We start from the raw sequence: 16500 nt of genomic DNA, 5'->3' as shown, positions 1-16500 counted from the left end.
TAGAAAAAGGTTAACCAGCCAAACCATTTCCAAATATGTCAAAAATCAACATTTTCTGGTTCAGAAGAGATCTTCGCTTTATGGACAACACAGGTCTTTTTTATGCCCTAAGTGAAGAAAAACCAGTTTTACCCATCTTTATTTTTGACACCGATATTCTAGATGATTTGGAAGACAAAGAAGATGCGAGAGTGGAATTTATTCATAATACGCTTCATGAAATGAATGAAAAGCTCAAGGAAAAAGGCTCTGTTCTTAAAACGTTTTATTCAACTCCCATTGAGGCGTATAAGCAACTTACAAGTGAATTCGATGTTGAAGCGGTTTACACCAATCGCGATTATGAGCCGTATGCAAATCAAAGAGACAAAGAAATTGAAGTTTTTCTGAAAGAGAAAAACATCGGCTTCTACACTTTTAAGGATCACGTAATTTATGAAAAGGAAGAAATCGTTTCAGGGAGTGGTTCTTTCTATAAAGTCTTTACGCCTTACAGCAAAGCTTGGCTAGAAAAGTACAGAAAATCAACTCCAGAAAGTTTTTCAAGCGGCCTACGTTTTAACAATTGGTTTCAAACCAAAACACAGAAAATTCACAGTTTATCGGATATGGGATTTAAACCCACAAAAATCTCAATTCCTACTCAAAACCTGAATGAAGATCAGATTGAAGAATACGATAAACTAAGAGACTTTCCTGCCAAAGATGCCACTTCAAGGCTGGGCATTCATTTACGTTTTGGAACGGTAAGTATTCGTCAATTGGCCAAAAAAGCTCAAAACCTGAATAAAACCTTCTTGAACGAATTGATTTGGCGTGATTTCTACGCCATGATTTTAGCCAACAATCCCCAAGTTGTAGACAAGGCTTTTAAGCCTGAATACGACCAAATTCCTTGGCGAAACAATGAAGATGAATTCGACAAGTGGTGCCAAGGACAAACGGGCTACCCGATTGTAGATGCAGGTATGCGACAATTGAATGAAACGGGCTATATGCACAACCGCGTAAGAATGGTTGTAGCCAGTTTTTTAACCAAACATTTGCTGATTGATTGGCGTTGGGGCGAAGCATATTTCGCGAAGAAATTACTCGATTTTGACCTCGCTTCCAACAACGGTGGCTGGCAATGGGCCGCGGGTACCGGAACTGATGCTCAGCCTTATTTCAGGGTTTTCAATCCTCAATCTCAAACCGAAAAATTCGACCCAGAATTGAATTATATTAAAAAATGGGTTCCAGAATATGGTACTTCCAAATACCCAAAACCCATGGTCGAACACAAATTTGCTCGTCAAAGAGCGATTGACACTTACAAGGAAACATTGAAAGGCTAACTAAATCAGTACATAAAGCTTATTTGAGGTTTTCAAATAAGCTTTATGACCTTTGAGTTTGATAGAATCGTAGTAATTTCGAGCCCAGAAAACTGATAGACTCTGATTCAAACTCTATCCCTAATGAAGTATTATCGCCTCTTTCTTTTCATACTTTCATTTGGTTCTATTTTATCCATTTCCGCTGTAGCTCAAACGGATTCACTTTACCAAAAAAGGATTAAGAAAGTCGCCATTTATGGTGGCGCTGCATATGGCGCAACTGTGGTGGGTTTGAGTCAAGTTTGGTACAAAGAACAAGGCCTAAGCTCCTTTCGCTTTTTCAACGATAATGCTGAATGGAACCAAGTAGACAAAGTCGGTCACTTCTATTCCACATATCAACTCTCCCGAATAGGTTCTTCTGTATTTCAAAGTATAGGTATGCCTTCAAAAAAAGCAGATATATGGGCCAGCGCCATTGGAACAGGGCTTTTACTTCCTATCGAGATTTTGGATGGGTTTTCTCCTGAATTTGGATTTTCCTACGGAGATATGATTGCAAATGCTTCGGGTTCGGCTCTATTTCTCAGCCAGCAACTTTTATGGGGAGAACAAAGAATTAAACCCAAATTTTCATTTCATCAAACCAGCCTTGCCAAGGTTAGCCCCCATTTACTCGGTAGTGGTTTTCAGGAAGAATTGATTAAAGATTATAATGGTCAGAGTTATTGGTTTTCAATAGACATTCATGCTTTTGCCAAACAAACGGCATTTCCAAAATGGCTAAACTTGGCCGTGGGTTATGGTGCTCAAGAAATGGTTCGAGGAAGAGAATTCCAAAATCATGAAGCAGGATATGACAGTTATAAACAACTGTATTTAGGTTTAGACTTCGATTTATCACACATTCAAACCCGTAAAAAATGGCTTAAAACGGTTCTTTTTGTATTGGATGGAATCCGTTTGCCAGCACCTGCCCTCGAATTCTCGGGAAGAGGAAACAAAATGCATTGGTTTTATTATTGAAAGCCTTCTTTCTCCATTTATCCACTAACTTTGCATCAAATACAAGCCACCTTATCGCTGTTCTGAGTTTTCAGAAAAGAGGAAAGTCCGGGCACCACAGGGAAGCATAGCGGCTAACAGCCGTCATCCCGAGTAATCGGGAGAGGACAAGTGCAACAGAAAGAATGTACAGGTAATGCTGTAGTGAAATCAGGTAAACTCTATGCGGTGAAATGTCACGTATACCTGCGTTTGAGGGTCCCCGCCCGATGCAGGAGGGTAGACAGATAGACCTCGATAGCAATGTCGGGGCTAGATAAATGATAAGGCTTCACATTGTGAAGACAGAACCCGGCTTATAGGCTTGTATTTTTTCTATTTATGTCTTCCCTTCTCCTTCAAAAAAGCGATCAATTCGGAAGGCATGTCCGTGCAAATGGCATTAAAACCTTGATTGAGCACCCATCCCCAACCTTGGTCGGGATGCGTAAGAGAAACCGTATCAGTATGGCCTCCACAGTATTTTGAAAGTTGAGTGGTAGCCATAACATAAGCATCGCTCGACATTTCAGTAGCCAATGAAAGCAACTTCGTATCATCTTCTTCAAAAGAGAATAAATAGTAAGGCGTTTTAACCCCTTCGAAAGTCTGGAGGTAATTTTCGATAGTATCGGATGGTAAAACCAATGGCATATAATTGATTTCGCTAGCCTCTACTGGATAATCACTTTTGAGCTGATTTCCATCCATCAGAGCCATGAAATGAGCCTGCCCTAACGTTTCCGTTTCTTGAAGAATAGTAACAGCAGCTGGCAAAAAGCCATAAGCTTTGTCTACAAAGACCTCGATTTTATCTTTAGCCAAAGTCATTGCTTCCTTGAAAGTTGGAATATGCTGATTGCTGATGGAACCGTCTTCAAATTTTAAATTGAAAGCCAATAATTCATTAAAGTTGTAGTCGCTTACTTTCCCGGTACCCGTGGTGGTTCTTTCCAGTTCTTCATCGTGAAGCAAAACCAAAACACTGTCTTTGGTCATATGAAGGTCAATTTCCACCATATCCACTCCCATATCGATGCAGTTTTGAATGGAAATCAATGAATTTTCTGGCGCATGCCTAAAGTCTCCTCTATGAGCAACCACCTTCACCATTTTTTGAGGTCTGCTTGTTTCCTTTTCTTTCTTCTGACAAGAAGGAAGAATCGAAAAACAGATCAGTGCAAGAGATAGAAACTTTTTAGAAATCATAATCCATTGAATTGAACACAAACTTACCTTTCTTCCTCAATAAGAAATTAGGATTCGTTCATTTTAAATCGCCTTAAGTAATTCAACAAACTTATCAATCTCCTCTTCAGTGTTATAATAGTGAACTGAGGCGCGCACCAACTCCGTTAAACCTCTCGCCTTCATATCGAGTAAAGCATTCGGAACTCCAGTCCATGAAACGTTGATTCCATGTTGATTTAAATAGGTTTTAACCTCGTTGGCAGATCTGCTTTGAACAGAAAAAGAAACCAAACCGCTTTTAACCATTCCCACATCGTGAACTTGAACTTTGGCCAATGCAGAAAGTCTTTCTCTCAAAAGAGCCGACAAATCAGTTACCCTCTGCCAAATATTATCCATACCAATGTTGAACGCGTAATCAACAGCTGTTTTTAACCCCATGATATTTGCATAGCTTCTTTCCCAGCTTTCAAACTTTTTAGCATCCTGCCTGATTTCATACACCTCTTTTTCCATCCAAGTGGCTGATCCCAAATCTATCCAAACGGGAGTTAGTCCTGGCAGTCGTTCTTTTTTCACATACAGAAAACCAGTTCCTCTTGGAGCTCTCATATACTTTCGGCCAGTAGCTGAAAGGGCATCGCATTTGATTTTTTGAACATCGAGAGGATATTGCCCAGCTGATTGACATGCATCCAGCAAATAGAAAACATCGTATTTGCTTGCTATTTCACCAATAGCCTCAACATTGAGTGTAAGTCCGCCATTGGTCGGAATATGCGTTACAGAAAGTAGTTTCGCTCCAACTTTCAGCATACGTTCCAGCGCTTCTAAATCAACATCACTAGAATCGGTTGTAGGCACTATTTTAATTTCTACATCAACCTTTTTCTTTAAATGAAGGTAGGATAGAAAGTTACTAGCATAATCTGCTTGAGTGGTTATGATCACATCACCATTTTTCCAATTTTGAGATTGAAAAGCAGCATTCCAGGCCACTGTAGCATTTTCCACTAAAGCGATTTCACTGGCTTGGGCATTAATCAAATTTCCAATGGATGAATATGTACCCTCTAATTCTGTCGCATATTTGGCTTGGGTTTCATAACCTCCAAAAGTCATTTCTTCTTCCAAATATTGAATTACAGCATTCCTCACTGCATCGGGCGGTAAAGAACTGCCAGCATTGTTAAAATGAATCAGTTTTTCTGCCCCTAGGGTTTCTGCTCTAAAACGGGCGATGTCGTTTTCCGTAATCATAAGGAAAATTAAAGATTATCTAAAAAAGGAAAGCCAATTGGGCATAAAAAAACCCCGATGGGGAACCGGGGCTTGGATAGAAAACACCTGTTTAATTCAATCACCTCAAATCATAACTAAATCAGGTTCTCTTTAATTTCTTGTTCGGTTGATTACAACTTCAAGCTCCTTTTGGGTAACCACTTCCTTCCCTCCTTTTAGCTCTTCCAAAAGCATTTCAGCAATTCTCTCTTCTCCTGAATCAAACGGATTTTCGGCTCTCAGCGTATTGTGCCTATGCAACATTTTTAAATGGTCCAAGAGTAGATCTCTGCAATCATCTTGAACATGAAATACAACACCGCTGATGCTGATTTTATGGTGACCGTCCATAGTTCCGAAGTATAAAGTGGGTTGAGAGAACATTTGGTTTTTTTATTTTAGACCTTCCCTCTGAAGAAAGGTTACCGTAATTTTTGCCTTTGTTGTATAGATGCTCCCAAGCCAGAAAATGTTGCATGAGAGAACCGATTTAACAGAAATTAACCCGATTATTTCAGTTCGTTAACAGTACATTAACACTCAGTGACCCGATTTCTTAAAATAGATGTCGCTTGTAACGGTTTTCAGAAACACTTCTTTGTCTCCGTTTTTATAAGTGCCTTCAATGTCGTGGCTGCTGATGAGGTTCAAACCTTTTTCCTTTTTGCTCTCAATATCTAAATTGGTATAAACCGCTCCGGTAGTCGTTTTCATAGAAACCTTCGCTCCTTGTGTTTCTGGCCAATTCAAATTGATGAGCCCCGTTACGGTTTCCACATCAACGTTCCCGGTCATTCCTTCCACATTGACATCAGCCACAACGGTTTTCAAAAGTAAATCCGATGCAGCAGGCATTTTAATTTCTACCAAAACATCAGCACAAATGCTCTGGCCATGCTCACCCTTCCAAGTAATCGAGCTTTTTTTCTTGTTGTTACAACAACAGATGCTTTCAGCACCCTCAATGCCTTTAAAGTCAACATCTACATTCACTGAAAGCCTACCACGATCATTATCCAAATCGAGCTTTAGGGCATCGTTATTCTTTCCTTCATTGATGAGGTAAGTAATCTTGATACTGATTTCATTTTTATCCCAAGCTTGAACGGAAAGCCCAGTTCCTAAATCCATATCTACATCCACTGTTTGGTTGGAGTATGGAAAGCTTTTCTCAATAACTTCAGCTTGAGCAATTGCCAAAATGGGAGCGCAGAAAAGGAGTGCTAATGCTAATAACTTTCTCATATCACTTCGATTTTCTTAAGTACACATTTCCATATTGCGATTCGGCAATAAGCTTTTGTTTGGCGCTTGTTCTCTGCGTTTTGGCTCTTATCCATTTGCCTAAACCTTCATCATCATTAAATTTCAAATCCATATCTAAATTTGAAAACAGTTGCCCCCATTGGGTTGAAGCTTCTAAATTGAGATCGTCAGAAGGGTTTACCGTAATATCGATACCGCCATACTTGGCTTCTACATCCATTTCAGAAGGCGTACCGAGGACTTCTACCAAGCCATATCTGGATTCTACTTTCACGAGCATATTTCGCGGCACAGTTACGGTGAGTTCAATATCCATTTCAATGCCATTGTAAGTGCGATTGCCTTTGTCTCCAACATTGATGGTAGTGCCATTATTAGAAACCGTTACGGTTCTTTTTTCTCCGTCTTCTTCATCCGTGAAAGTGCGGACATTGTAGTTTTTGTAGCTATCAATGTTCTTGATTTTAGATTTGAGGTAAAAGGTGCTTTCAGAAGTACTTGAGGTTAATTCAAAATCGTCATTGAATTCTCCATGATTGATTTGCACTTCGCCTTCAACCTGAACTTCGTTTTTATCCCATACCTTCACCCTCACGATTTGAGGATAGTCGAAATACAAGTCGAGTTTCTTTGCCTTGGTTACATCATACGTTTCGCTGATATGCTTTTGAGCATAGCCAATAGAAACTACCGTAACCAAAATCAGCAGTATTAAAATTGACCTTTTCATAATGTTTTGAGTTTTTGAAATGAGAATTGTTGTGAGTAGGAAGAAAAAATCCCGAAGGTTATTCGGGATTCATTTCTAGTCGTTTTGTTATTTCTTCCTCAAATAAACATTGTTGTAAGAGGCTTGTAAATCGAGTTCTACACCTCCACCGTTCAACTTTCCTTCTACAGTTGAGCTCATTTTTTTCATTCCGCCCGACTGCTCGAAATCAATTTTCAGGTCAGAAAATGCTTCACCATAAGGAGTTTTAATCTTCAAATTAGCTTTGGCGTTTTCAGGAAGCGTGATATCCACATCGCCATAAACCGACACGATTGAAGTTGGCCCTGATTGGCTCAGTGAAGAAAACTTAGCTTCGATGCCTCCATACACAGTATTTACCAACGCAGGCCCGGTTACATCTTCCATGTATATGCTGTTATAGCGTCCTGAAACTTCTAACTCTTTGCTGATTTTGTAAACTTCGATTTGACCACCTTCATAACTTCCAGTATGTTCAATTTTAACGGTCATTCCTTTAGGTACTTTGATAATGTATTTTCCACTCACTCTTCTGGCCGCCTGCAAAATGGTCACTTCATCTCCGCTGGTTTCTACATTCAAGCCTAAGCCTGTATTGTCTTCTCCCCTTGCGCTCAAAGCTTTTAGCCCTTCAGCCCTTTCTGGGCGGTTTGACTCAGAATCTGTATTGATTTCAATTTTATTGCCATCGTAGGCCTCAACACTTACTCTATTTAGCTCTTTGATAACGACTTTCTTTTGACCAGAAATATCAACCGTATATCCTTGAGCTTGAATGTTGATTGCGGCTAAAAACATGGCTAGTGCCATCAATCCAATTGTTAACTTTTTCATCTTTCTTATTTCTTTTCTTTGTTTTCAGATATTTTGAGTTTGACCATTTTAAGACTGGCCCGTCTGACTTTATATTAAATCGACTTAATTACTTTTTTTACATTTCTCTGAGCTTGAACAAGCCCATATGAGCCTCGTCCTTCACTCCCTTTAAACTGTTTCCATCTGTGGCGATTCTTTCCAAATCATCAATGGCTCGTTTTTCTTTTAAATCCACCAAAGCATCAATCAACCCAATTTGTACCATAGGTTCTTTTTCTTCGGCCAAGGCGTTTAATAAGGCTTGTTTTGCCTTAGGTGAATCTCCGAATCTTGTCAATGCTTCAATCGCTTTTAACCTCACATTCATGTTTTCATCATGATTAAGAACTTTAATTAATGCATTCAAGGTTTCTTTATCTGCGGAAGAAAACTGGAATGAGCTGCTAACGGCTTGAAGTCTTGCACTGGCAGAACTTTCGGTCATCTGGCTAATCATCAGTTGTTTCATTTCCTTCAGTTCGGCTCGCATGTTTTCTACATCATCATTTGCGTTATTCTGCTGGCCAACATAAAAGCCGACTAAAATCAGAACTGCTGCGGCCGCCACTCTGTAGAACCAAACCTTAGCATTAGACTGACGAGGCATTTCTACCATTTTCGGCTCTGTATTTTCAACTTGTTCATCCAGCTTAGCGAAAAGGTTATCTTCTGAAAAGCCTCCCCAAGCAACTTCGGAACGGATTTTCAACTGACTGAACCACGGTTTATAGCTCTTCAAATGGTCGGGAACATCTTCTCCTGAAAAGAAGGTTTGGAGTTGCGCTTCTTCCTCAAGAGAAGTATCCCCGTTGTAATACTTTTCAATCAGATTTTCGATTTCTTTATAGCTGTTCATAATCTGCAATTCTTAAATAATCTTCTCTTGCCTTCTTTCTCGCTCTGCTAATACCTACTCGGATGTTGTTAATCTCCAAACCAGTTTGCTCAGCAATTTCTTCATAACTGAAGCCTTCCACATCGCGAAGAGTAAGTAAAAGGCGTTGCTGTTCTGGCAAGTTTTGAAACACCGAAAACATGGTTTTCAGGTTGTCGTCCAATTCCATTCTTTGGTAAGGAGAAATAAAACCAGAGTCGATTTCCATCTCCTGAACATCCAAATGGCCCTTGTGCTTTTTGGTCTTCAGCCTGTCGAAGCATAAGTTTTTTGTAATTGTTACTGCAAAAGCTTCCAAGCTTCGGTATTCTTGCCATTGCGAACGTTTATCCCACAATTTCACCATTACATCTTGCAGAATATCCTCTGCTTCTTCAACAGAATGAACCAAACTCAGGGCTATTCTGAAAAGCTTATCCTTAATTGGTAAAACCTTTGATTTAAACGCTTGCAACTCCATTCAATAGCAGAGACGAGAGTGGTAAATAGTCATTACACTGATATTGAAAAAAATATCAGATTGTTTCTTACAAAAAGATAACTTATTGATTTTCAAAACATAATGTTTTAAAGAAAGTAAAACGTAATTTCGGAAAAATTTGAAACGTGTTTTTTATTCTCTCTAAAATACTGGCACTTTTTGTAATGCCACTAACCTGGATTATAGCGGCATTCATTTATTCACTTTTCACTAAATCAGCGAAAAGAAAAAAGCGCTTCTTCTTTACGGCTTTAGTCTTGCTGATTTTCTTCTCAAATCAATACATCAGTAATCAAGTTATGCTTTGGTGGGAATATGATGCCGTTCCTATGAACGAAGTGGAAGTTTATGATGTGGGCATTGTCTTTACAGGAGTTACTAACGGAAGTAAAACTCCTTCTGACCGCGTTTATTTCGATCGTGGTGCGGACAGAATCACCCACACTTTGCAACTTTATAATGAAGGCAAGTTGAAGCACATCATCATCAGCGGAGGATTAGGTTTTCAGCAAAAAACCATGAGTTTCGCGGCTGAAAGATTAAAAAGCTTTTTGGTTATGGCAGGAGTTCCAGAGTCCGATATTACAGTCGAAAGAGAAGCTGAAAACACTTATCAGAACGCAAAGCTTACTGCTGAAATTCTTAATAAGAACTTCCCTGACCAGAAGTACTTATTGATAACCTCAGCTTTTCATATGAAACGATCGGCTCTCTGTTTAAAAAAACAAGGCGTAGAGTTTGACGAATTTCCTGCTGGCTTTCTTGTTGGCAGAGGCAATATCAACTTTGATGATGCAGTAATTCCCAAAGGAGAAGCTATTGAAAGGTGGGAAACCATTTTCAAAGAATGGGTAGGCATTGCAGTTTATAAAGTGATGGGCTATTTATAAATACCCCAAGTTCTAGGCTACCACAATCGTTTTTGCATTCACAAATTCTCTAATTCCTAAATGAGAAAGCTCTCGGCCATACCCCGAAGTTTTAACTCCACCAAAAGGCAAACGCGGATCTGACGCTACCATAGCATTTACGAATACGGCTCCAGATTCAACCTTTCGAGCTAAATCTTCTCCCTTTTTTACATCGCTTGTCCAAACAGAACCACCCAAACCAAATTTGCTTGAGTTTGCTAATTCAACGGCTTCATCAGCATTTTTGACTTTAAAAACTGAGGCCACTGGCCCAAAAAGTTCGTCTTCGTACGCTGGCATTCCAGGCTTTAAATTGGTAAGAATGGTAGGTTCAAAGTAGGCTCCTTCCATGTCGGGGCGCTTGCCTCCCAAAACGCACTCTGCTCCTTTTTCAATGCTCTTTTGAACTTGCTCCAAAAGCTCGTTGGCCAAACCTTCAGAAGCCATCGGGCCGCAAGATGTAGTTTGAACACGTGGATCACCCAACCTCAATGCTTTGAAATACGACTTGAACTTTTCTAGAAACGTATCATAAACCCGTTCTACCACAATAAACCTTTTAGCAGCAATGCAGCTTTGACCACAGTTAATCATTCGAGCTTTAACAGCAGTTCTAACCGTGTGGTCCATATCCGCATCATCTAAAACAATAAATGGATCGCTGCCGCCAAGTTCCAAAACAGATTTCTTGATTTTTGAAGCGGCAATACTGGCAACAGAACCACCCGCACCTTCACTACCAGTAAGCGTTACTGCCTTAACCCTATCATCTTCAATCACCTTTTTCACTTTATCCGAACCGATTCTTAGATTTTGGAAAACACCATTCGGAAAACCAGCATCTATAAAAAGGTCTTCAATAGCTTGAGCACATTGCTGAACGTTCGAGGCATGTTTCAACAAACCGACATTTCCAGCCATTAAAGTTGGTGCTGCATAACGAAACACCTGCCAAAGCGGAAAATTCCATGGCATAACGGCCAAAACAATTCCTATTGGATGATAGCTGATAAACGCTTTGCTGTGGTCTGAATCTAAGGGTTCATCTTTTAAAAATGAGTTAGCATTTTCTGCATAATATTTACAAACCCAAGCGCATTTTTCAACTTCTGAAATACCTTCTGAGGTTAACTTGCCCATTTCATTGGTCATGATTTTGCCAAGCTCCTCCTTTCTTTCTTCCATCAGTTTAGCTAAAGCTTTAAAGAGTTTAGCTCTGTTTTCGAAAGTTTCATTCTTCCATTTCTTGAACTCGTCATGAGCTCTTTCAATGGCAGCATCTACAAAAGATTCGGAATGGGGTTCAAACGACTCGATGAGTTCGTTGTTGCGTGGGTTTATAGATTGAAGTGACATAAATGCAATTAAATTTCAATGAGTAAACCCCTATGGAAAGCTCAAAGTTTAGAAAACGATGACTTTGACATCTTCCAGCATTTTGATGATTTCCGGAATCTCTTTCATCTTCAGAAAATAAAAAATATTCTTCCCATCACGCTTACTGCCCAAAACACCTTTCATTTTGAGATTTGCCAAATGGTGAGAAGTTAGGGATTGCTCTAAACCCAAATAAGCGGTGATGTCGTTAACCGACATTCTTTCATTTTTATGAAGAAGATCGATAATACCAATGCGCATGGGGTGCGCAATTGTTTTGAGCACGAAGGCAATTTTCTCGACACGATCGAAATCAAGCTGCTCTTCCATTTATTGAGGTTTTGTCAAATCTATGATCATATGTTCATATTAAAAAGCCATTCACTCTTTTTTCTTTACCCTCAAAAACTCACCAACCCTACAAAAACATTTCTGGCCGAGATGAATAACAGTAAACCTAACAAAGAGTTTACAAAATTTTTCAGGTTTCTATTTAAACGGAACAAAACGACTTAATTGAATTAATTTAGCACAATGAAGATTGGCTTGATTTCAGACACTCACAGTTTTTTGCATGAAAGAGTTTTCCATCATTTCGAAAAATGCGATGAAATATGGCATGCAGGAGATGTTGGGAATTACTCGGTTATCGAAGCCCTTGAAAAATTTAAACCCCTAAAAGGAGTATTTGGCAACATAGATGATTACCGCGTTCAGCAGAGATTTCCTGAATTTTTGGAGATGGAAGTTGAGGGTGTAAAAGTTTTTATAACACATATAGGAGGTACGCCTCCAAAATACGCCAAAGGCGTAAAAAGTAAGCTGAAGCAAAGCAAACCCAAACTTTTTATTTGTGGGCATTCACATATTCTTCGCGTTATGCCCGACCCTGAACTGAACAACATGCTTTACATGAATCCCGGGGCTGCTGGTAATCATGGCTTCCATAAGATGAGAACACTCCTGCGATTCGACTTAGAAAATGGCCAAATCAAAAATCTAGAAGTGATAGAATTAGGGAATAGAGGTGCATAAAAAAACCCTGAAAGTGAAATCACCATCAGGGTTCTAATTTCTTCTAAAGGTTAATTTTAACCTTTATTCAATTCTTCTAAAGTAAGTTTTGGGGCTTCGAAAGCAGCATCAATCTGAAGTGCTTTGTTGAAGAATCCTTTGGCCTCTTCTTTCTTATCCTGATCCAAAGCTATCAAACCTTTCAAATAAGTAAGTGCAGCCTTGAATTTCACTTCTTGGTTTGTTCCATCGCTTTTTGAAAGAACTATTTTTCCTTCACCAACTTTACCCTCTAAAATTTCGATGTTCTTTGAAGCTTCATTATACTTTTTAGAAGAGAACTGCAGATAAGCAATTTGATATAACAAGTTGTTATCGTCAGTTTTCAACCACATTTGCTGATAAAATTCAACGGCCTTATCGTATAACCTAAGCTGCTCATAACTTAAAGCAGCAAGTTCAAGGGCTACAATGTTTCCAGGGTATTTCTTTAAAAAATCTAGGGCTACAAGTGTACTTGAGGTAAATCTTCTATTGTTGAAATAGAATTCGCCTAGGGTTCTCATTACAGTACTATCTCTGTCATTCAAAACCAGCATATCAAAAAGTGCGGATTTCTGAACTTCAAGGTCGTTGTACTGCTGAGCTTTTGTGAATACAGCCATTGCTTTGGCATATTCGTTAGACAGGTAAGTGCTGTCTTGCGCGAATGACGATACAGAGATGAGCATCACTGCTGCAATCATTCCAAACTTCATTTTTCTCATTGTATAGTTAATTCAGGTATAGTTTTCACTTTTTATCAACAACAACCAAGCCTTTTTCCCTACCTAAAGCAAGCATAAACTCAAAAGCCTGATCGTATTCATTTTGTATTGTGCCTTCCAGAACCGCTTCTTTCAACGCCTCCTTAATTTCTCCCACAACATGGCCTGGAGAAACCCCAAAAGTACTCATAATGATTTCTCCGGTAATCACGGGCTGGAAGTTACGAATTTTATCTTTTTCCTCTACCTCCCGCATTTTTTGCTCTACCTTATCAAAATTCTGCAGAAAACGCTTCACCTTAACATGATTCTTAGAGGTGATATCCGCCCGACAAAGCATCATCAAATCTTCGGTATGCTCGCCTGCTTCGTATAAAAGCCTGCGAACAGCCGAATCGGTAATTTCATCTTTTACCAAAGCGATTGGTCTCAAATGTAGCCTTACCAACTTCTGAACCATTTTCATTTCGCTACCTAATGGCAACTTTAGCCTTCTGAAAATTTTAGGCACCATTCGGGCTCCTTTATCTTCATGACCATGGAATGTCCAGCCTACTTTTTTATTGAAACGCTTGGTCGCTGGTTTGGCTATATCGTGCAAAATAGCAGCCCATCTGAGCCACAAATCATCTGTGTGCTCGCTAATGTTGTCCAGAACTTGCAGCGTGTGATAAAAATTATCTTTGTGCGATTTATCTTCAATGGTTTGAACACCTTGCAATTCAACCATTTCAGGGAAAATCTTTTGCAATAAGCCAGAAAAGTACAGAAGCTTAAATCCGTAAGAAGGTGTTTTGGACAGAATGATTTTGTTCAACTCTACAATAATGCGTTCCGCAGAAACAATTGAAATTCTATCGGCCATTTCGGTGATGGCTTCAAAAGTATCGGCTTCAATATCGAAGTTGAGTTGAGATGCAAAGCGAATCGCTCGCATCATTCTCAAGGGGTCATCTGAAAATGTAATCTTGGGATCAAGAGGTGTTCTAATAGTTTTGGAATGCAAATCGGTAACACCATCAAACGGATCGACTAACTCTCCATAATTCTTCTGATTCAAAGAAATAGCTAAAGCGTTTATCGTAAAATCCCTGCGATTTTGGTCATCTTCCAAAGATCCATCTTCTACAATAGGTTTTCGGGAATCCCTTTGATAAAACTCCTTTCTGGCGCCAACAAATTCTAATTCTTGATCGCCATTTTTGATCATTGCCGTACCGAAATTCTTAAAAACAGAAAAAGGCAGGTTACCACCCAAGGCTTCATGAACTCCTTTGGCTAGTTCTATACCTGGGCCAACACAAACAAAATCAATATCTTTTGAAGAACGCTTTAATAATAAATCGCGCACGTACCCACCAACCACATAGGTTTCTAAGCCCTTTTCTTTAGCCACCTGGCCAACCAACTCAAAAATCCCGTCTTCTAAACGTTCTGATAAATTCATTCTGGTTTACCCTTTAATTTAAAAAGGATGCCAAAGTTAGCACGATTTAAAACGGGGTCAAAAATTGCTTTCGAAATGAATTAATTCTGTTCAGATGGATTTACGCAAAAGGTTCAGCTTCCATCTTATCCATGCATCCATAAATATTATGGAAAGCCATTTGCCTGATTTACACCACTTGAGAAAAGGTTTCCCCAATCTTTCTTAAACTTCTCTCCAAATCATAGGAATTGTGTTACCTTTGTATCCCATAAGTTATTTTCTGATTACTCTTACTTATGGCTTCTGCAAAACATATTTTCGTTACCGGTGGTGTAACTTCCTCATTAGGAAAAGGCATTATTGCTGCTTCATTAGGTAACCTACTCATGGCGAGGGGATATCGCGTAACCATCCAAAAATTCGACCCTTATATTAACGTTGACCCGGGCACTCTTAACCCTTACGAACATGGCGAATGCTATGTAACTGACGATGGGGCCGAAACTGACCTTGATTTAGGACATTACGAGCGTTTTCTAAACGTTCGCACCTCCCAAGCCAACAACGTAACTACTGGCAGAATCTATTACAATGTAATTACCAAAGAAAGACGTGGCGATTATTTAGGAAAAACCGTTCAGGTTATTCCTCATATTACTGACGAGATTAAACGTAATTTCTATAAGCTGGGCGAAACTGGCGATTACGATATTGTGATTACCGAAATTGGTGGTTGTGTAGGCGATATTGAATCCCTACCATTTATTGAAGCGGTTCGCCAAGCGAAATGGGATTTGGGCGAGAGCAATTTCTTGGTAGTTCACCTTACGCTAATTCCTTATTTAGCAGCTGCTAAAGAACTTAAAACCAAACCTACTCAGCATTCTGTAAAACAGCTTTTGGAAGCAGGTATTCAACCTGATATTTTGGTTTGTAGAACCGAGCAGCCGCTTCCTGCAGATATTAGAAGAAAGCTCTCTTTATTCTGTAACGTTCAGTTGAATTCTGTAATCGAAGCTCAAGATGCTGACACCATTTACGATGTTCCGCTTTTGATGAGAAAAGAAAAGCTGGACGAAAGAGTGTTGACCAAGCTTAAATTACCACACAAGGAGCAACCTCAGATTGATGACTGGAGATCATTCCTTGGCAAATTGAAAAACCCAACCAACGAAGTTCATGTGGGTTTGGTAGGTAAATATGTTGAACTTCCTGATGCATATAAATCAATTGCCGAAGCATTTATCCATGCTGGCGCCCATTTGGAGTGCAAAGTGAACGTTCATTGGATTTCTTCGGAAACCATTTCTTCAAAGTCCGTAAAAAGATCATTAAGCGATTTGGATGGCGTTTTAATAGCTCCAGGATTCGGTGAAAGAGGAATTGAAGGTAAAATTGAGGCCATCCGCTATGTCAGAGAAAATAATATACCTTTCTTTGGCATTTGTTTGGGAATGCAATGTGCTGTAGTAGAGTTTGCCCGCAATGTTTTGGGCCTAGAATCTGCTGCTTCTACAGAGTTGAATAAAGAAACTGAGCACCCTGTAATTGACTTGATGGAAGATCAAAAGAAGATTACAGATTACGGTGGAACCATGCGACTTGGTTCTTATGAATGTAAGCTCAAAAAACCATCGAAAGCCTATAATGCATACAAATCTTCTTCCATTGAAGAGCGTCATAGACACAGATATGAGTTCAACAACAAGTACCTCAAACAAATGGAAAAGGCTGGATTAAAAGCCGTTGGGGTAAACCCAGAATCTGGATTGGTTGAAATCGTTGAACTTGAAAACCACCCATATTTCGTTGGTACCCAGTTCCATCCAGAATTAAAAAGTACAGTAATGAGCCCACATCCTTTATTTGTGAGCTTTATTGATGCTATAGTAAAAAACAAGAAGAACAGAGACTAAGAA

17 protein-coding genes and 1 other RNA gene are annotated in these 16500 nt (G+C 39.4%); 6 read left to right on the top strand and 12 right to left on the bottom strand.

The window, feature by feature from the left end; genetic code table 11:
- Window positions 1–35 precede the first annotated feature (35 nt).
- The 3 genes from ACXACJ_RS03780 to rnpB all read left to right on the top strand — a co-directional run bounded on the left by ACXACJ_RS03780 (window position 36) and on the right by rnpB (window position 2699).
- Complete coding sequence (locus ACXACJ_RS03780) at window positions 36–1337, top strand: cryptochrome/photolyase family protein (protein ID WP_475132939.1); 1302 nt, start codon at window positions 36–38, stop codon at window positions 1335–1337.
- 123 nt (window positions 1338–1460) lie between these two features.
- A complete protein-coding gene (locus tag ACXACJ_RS03775; RefSeq protein ID WP_475132938.1) occupies window positions 1461–2345 on the top strand; it encodes a DUF2279 domain-containing protein in 885 nt (294 codons plus the stop codon).
- 38 nt (window positions 2346–2383) lie between these two features.
- Window positions 2384–2699, top strand: an RNA gene (gene rnpB / locus ACXACJ_RS03770) — RNase P RNA component class A.
- On the opposite strand, the gene ACXACJ_RS03765 is transcribed toward rnpB, so the two are convergent.
- From ACXACJ_RS03765 to ACXACJ_RS03730, 8 genes are all read right to left on the bottom strand, one after another.
- Window positions 2700–3572, bottom strand: a complete 873-nt coding sequence (locus ACXACJ_RS03765) for a glycerophosphodiester phosphodiesterase family protein (RefSeq protein WP_475132937.1) — start codon at window positions 3570–3572, stop codon at window positions 2700–2702. It abuts the RNA gene before it with no gap.
- Window positions 3573–3635: 63 nt separating this feature from the next.
- Window positions 3636–4814 carry an aminotransferase class V-fold PLP-dependent enzyme gene (locus tag ACXACJ_RS03760; RefSeq protein WP_475132936.1) on the bottom strand — a complete coding sequence of 393 codons (1179 nt, stop codon included), beginning with the start codon at window positions 4812–4814 and terminating at the stop codon, window positions 3636–3638.
- A gap of 132 nt (window positions 4815–4946) precedes the next feature.
- The gene (locus tag ACXACJ_RS03755; RefSeq protein ID WP_475132935.1) at window positions 4947–5219 is read right to left on the bottom strand and encodes a hypothetical protein; all 273 of its coding nucleotides are present in this window, start codon (window positions 5217–5219) and stop codon (window positions 4947–4949) included.
- Window positions 5220–5375: 156 nt separating this feature from the next.
- Window positions 5376–6080, bottom strand: coding sequence for a DUF4097 family beta strand repeat-containing protein (locus tag ACXACJ_RS03750; RefSeq protein ID WP_475132934.1), 705 nt, complete (start codon window positions 6078–6080; stop codon window positions 5376–5378).
- Window position 6081: 1 nt separating this feature from the next.
- Window positions 6082–6831: a hypothetical protein gene (locus ACXACJ_RS03745; RefSeq protein WP_475132933.1), complete on the bottom strand. Its 750-nt coding sequence runs from the start codon at window positions 6829–6831 to the stop codon at window positions 6082–6084.
- A gap of 87 nt (window positions 6832–6918) precedes the next feature.
- Entirely contained in the window at window positions 6919–7686 is a 768-nt protein-coding gene (locus ACXACJ_RS03740) for a DUF4097 family beta strand repeat-containing protein (protein ID WP_475132932.1), read from the bottom strand.
- A 97-nt stretch (window positions 7687–7783) separates the two neighbouring features.
- On the bottom strand, window positions 7784–8563 hold the full coding sequence (locus tag ACXACJ_RS03735) for a HEAT repeat domain-containing protein (protein WP_475132931.1): 780 nt from the start codon (window positions 8561–8563) through the stop codon (window positions 7784–7786).
- Window positions 8550–9062 carry an RNA polymerase sigma factor gene (locus tag ACXACJ_RS03730; protein ID WP_475132930.1) on the bottom strand — a complete coding sequence of 171 codons (513 nt, stop codon included), beginning with the start codon at window positions 9060–9062 and terminating at the stop codon, window positions 8550–8552. The genes ACXACJ_RS03735 and ACXACJ_RS03730 overlap by 14 nt, the downstream gene beginning before the upstream one ends.
- Window positions 9063–9247: 185 nt before the next feature.
- On the opposite strand from ACXACJ_RS03730, the gene ACXACJ_RS03725 reads away from it, so the two are divergent.
- Entirely contained in the window at window positions 9248–9973 is a 726-nt protein-coding gene (locus tag ACXACJ_RS03725; RefSeq protein ID WP_475132929.1) for a YdcF family protein, read from the top strand.
- 12 nt (window positions 9974–9985) lie between these two features.
- On the opposite strand, the gene ACXACJ_RS03720 is transcribed toward ACXACJ_RS03725, so the two are convergent.
- Together ACXACJ_RS03720 and ACXACJ_RS03715 are read right to left on the bottom strand one after the other, a co-directional pair.
- On the bottom strand, window positions 9986–11350 hold the full coding sequence (locus ACXACJ_RS03720) for an NAD-dependent succinate-semialdehyde dehydrogenase (RefSeq protein ID WP_475132928.1): 1365 nt from the start codon (window positions 11348–11350) through the stop codon (window positions 9986–9988).
- A 48-nt stretch (window positions 11351–11398) separates the two neighbouring features.
- Window positions 11399–11701 carry an ArsR/SmtB family transcription factor gene (locus ACXACJ_RS03715; RefSeq protein WP_475132927.1) on the bottom strand — a complete coding sequence of 101 codons (303 nt, stop codon included), beginning with the start codon at window positions 11699–11701 and terminating at the stop codon, window positions 11399–11401.
- Window positions 11702–11905: 204 nt separating this feature from the next.
- Between ACXACJ_RS03715 and ACXACJ_RS03710 the strand changes: the two genes are divergently transcribed.
- Window positions 11906–12406, top strand: a complete 501-nt coding sequence (locus ACXACJ_RS03710; RefSeq protein WP_475132926.1) for a metallophosphoesterase family protein — start codon at window positions 11906–11908, stop codon at window positions 12404–12406.
- Window positions 12407–12462: 56 nt separating this feature from the next.
- On the opposite strand, the gene ACXACJ_RS03705 is transcribed toward ACXACJ_RS03710, so the two are convergent.
- A complete protein-coding gene (locus ACXACJ_RS03705; RefSeq protein ID WP_475132925.1) occupies window positions 12463–13152 on the bottom strand; it encodes a hypothetical protein in 690 nt (229 codons plus the stop codon).
- Window positions 13153–13177: 25 nt separating this feature from the next.
- Complete coding sequence (locus ACXACJ_RS03700) at window positions 13178–14599, bottom strand: CCA tRNA nucleotidyltransferase (RefSeq protein WP_475132924.1); 1422 nt, start codon at window positions 14597–14599, stop codon at window positions 13178–13180.
- A 278-nt stretch (window positions 14600–14877) separates the two neighbouring features.
- Between ACXACJ_RS03700 and ACXACJ_RS03695 the strand changes: the two genes are divergently transcribed.
- Window positions 14878–16497, top strand: coding sequence for a CTP synthase (locus ACXACJ_RS03695; RefSeq protein ID WP_475132923.1), 1620 nt, complete (start codon window positions 14878–14880; stop codon window positions 16495–16497).
- Window positions 16498–16500: the final 3 nt, after the last annotated feature.

The organism is Roseivirga sp. AWQ4_251, from assembly GCF_056158225.1.
This window is presented reverse-complemented; position numbering and strand designations above follow the sequence as displayed.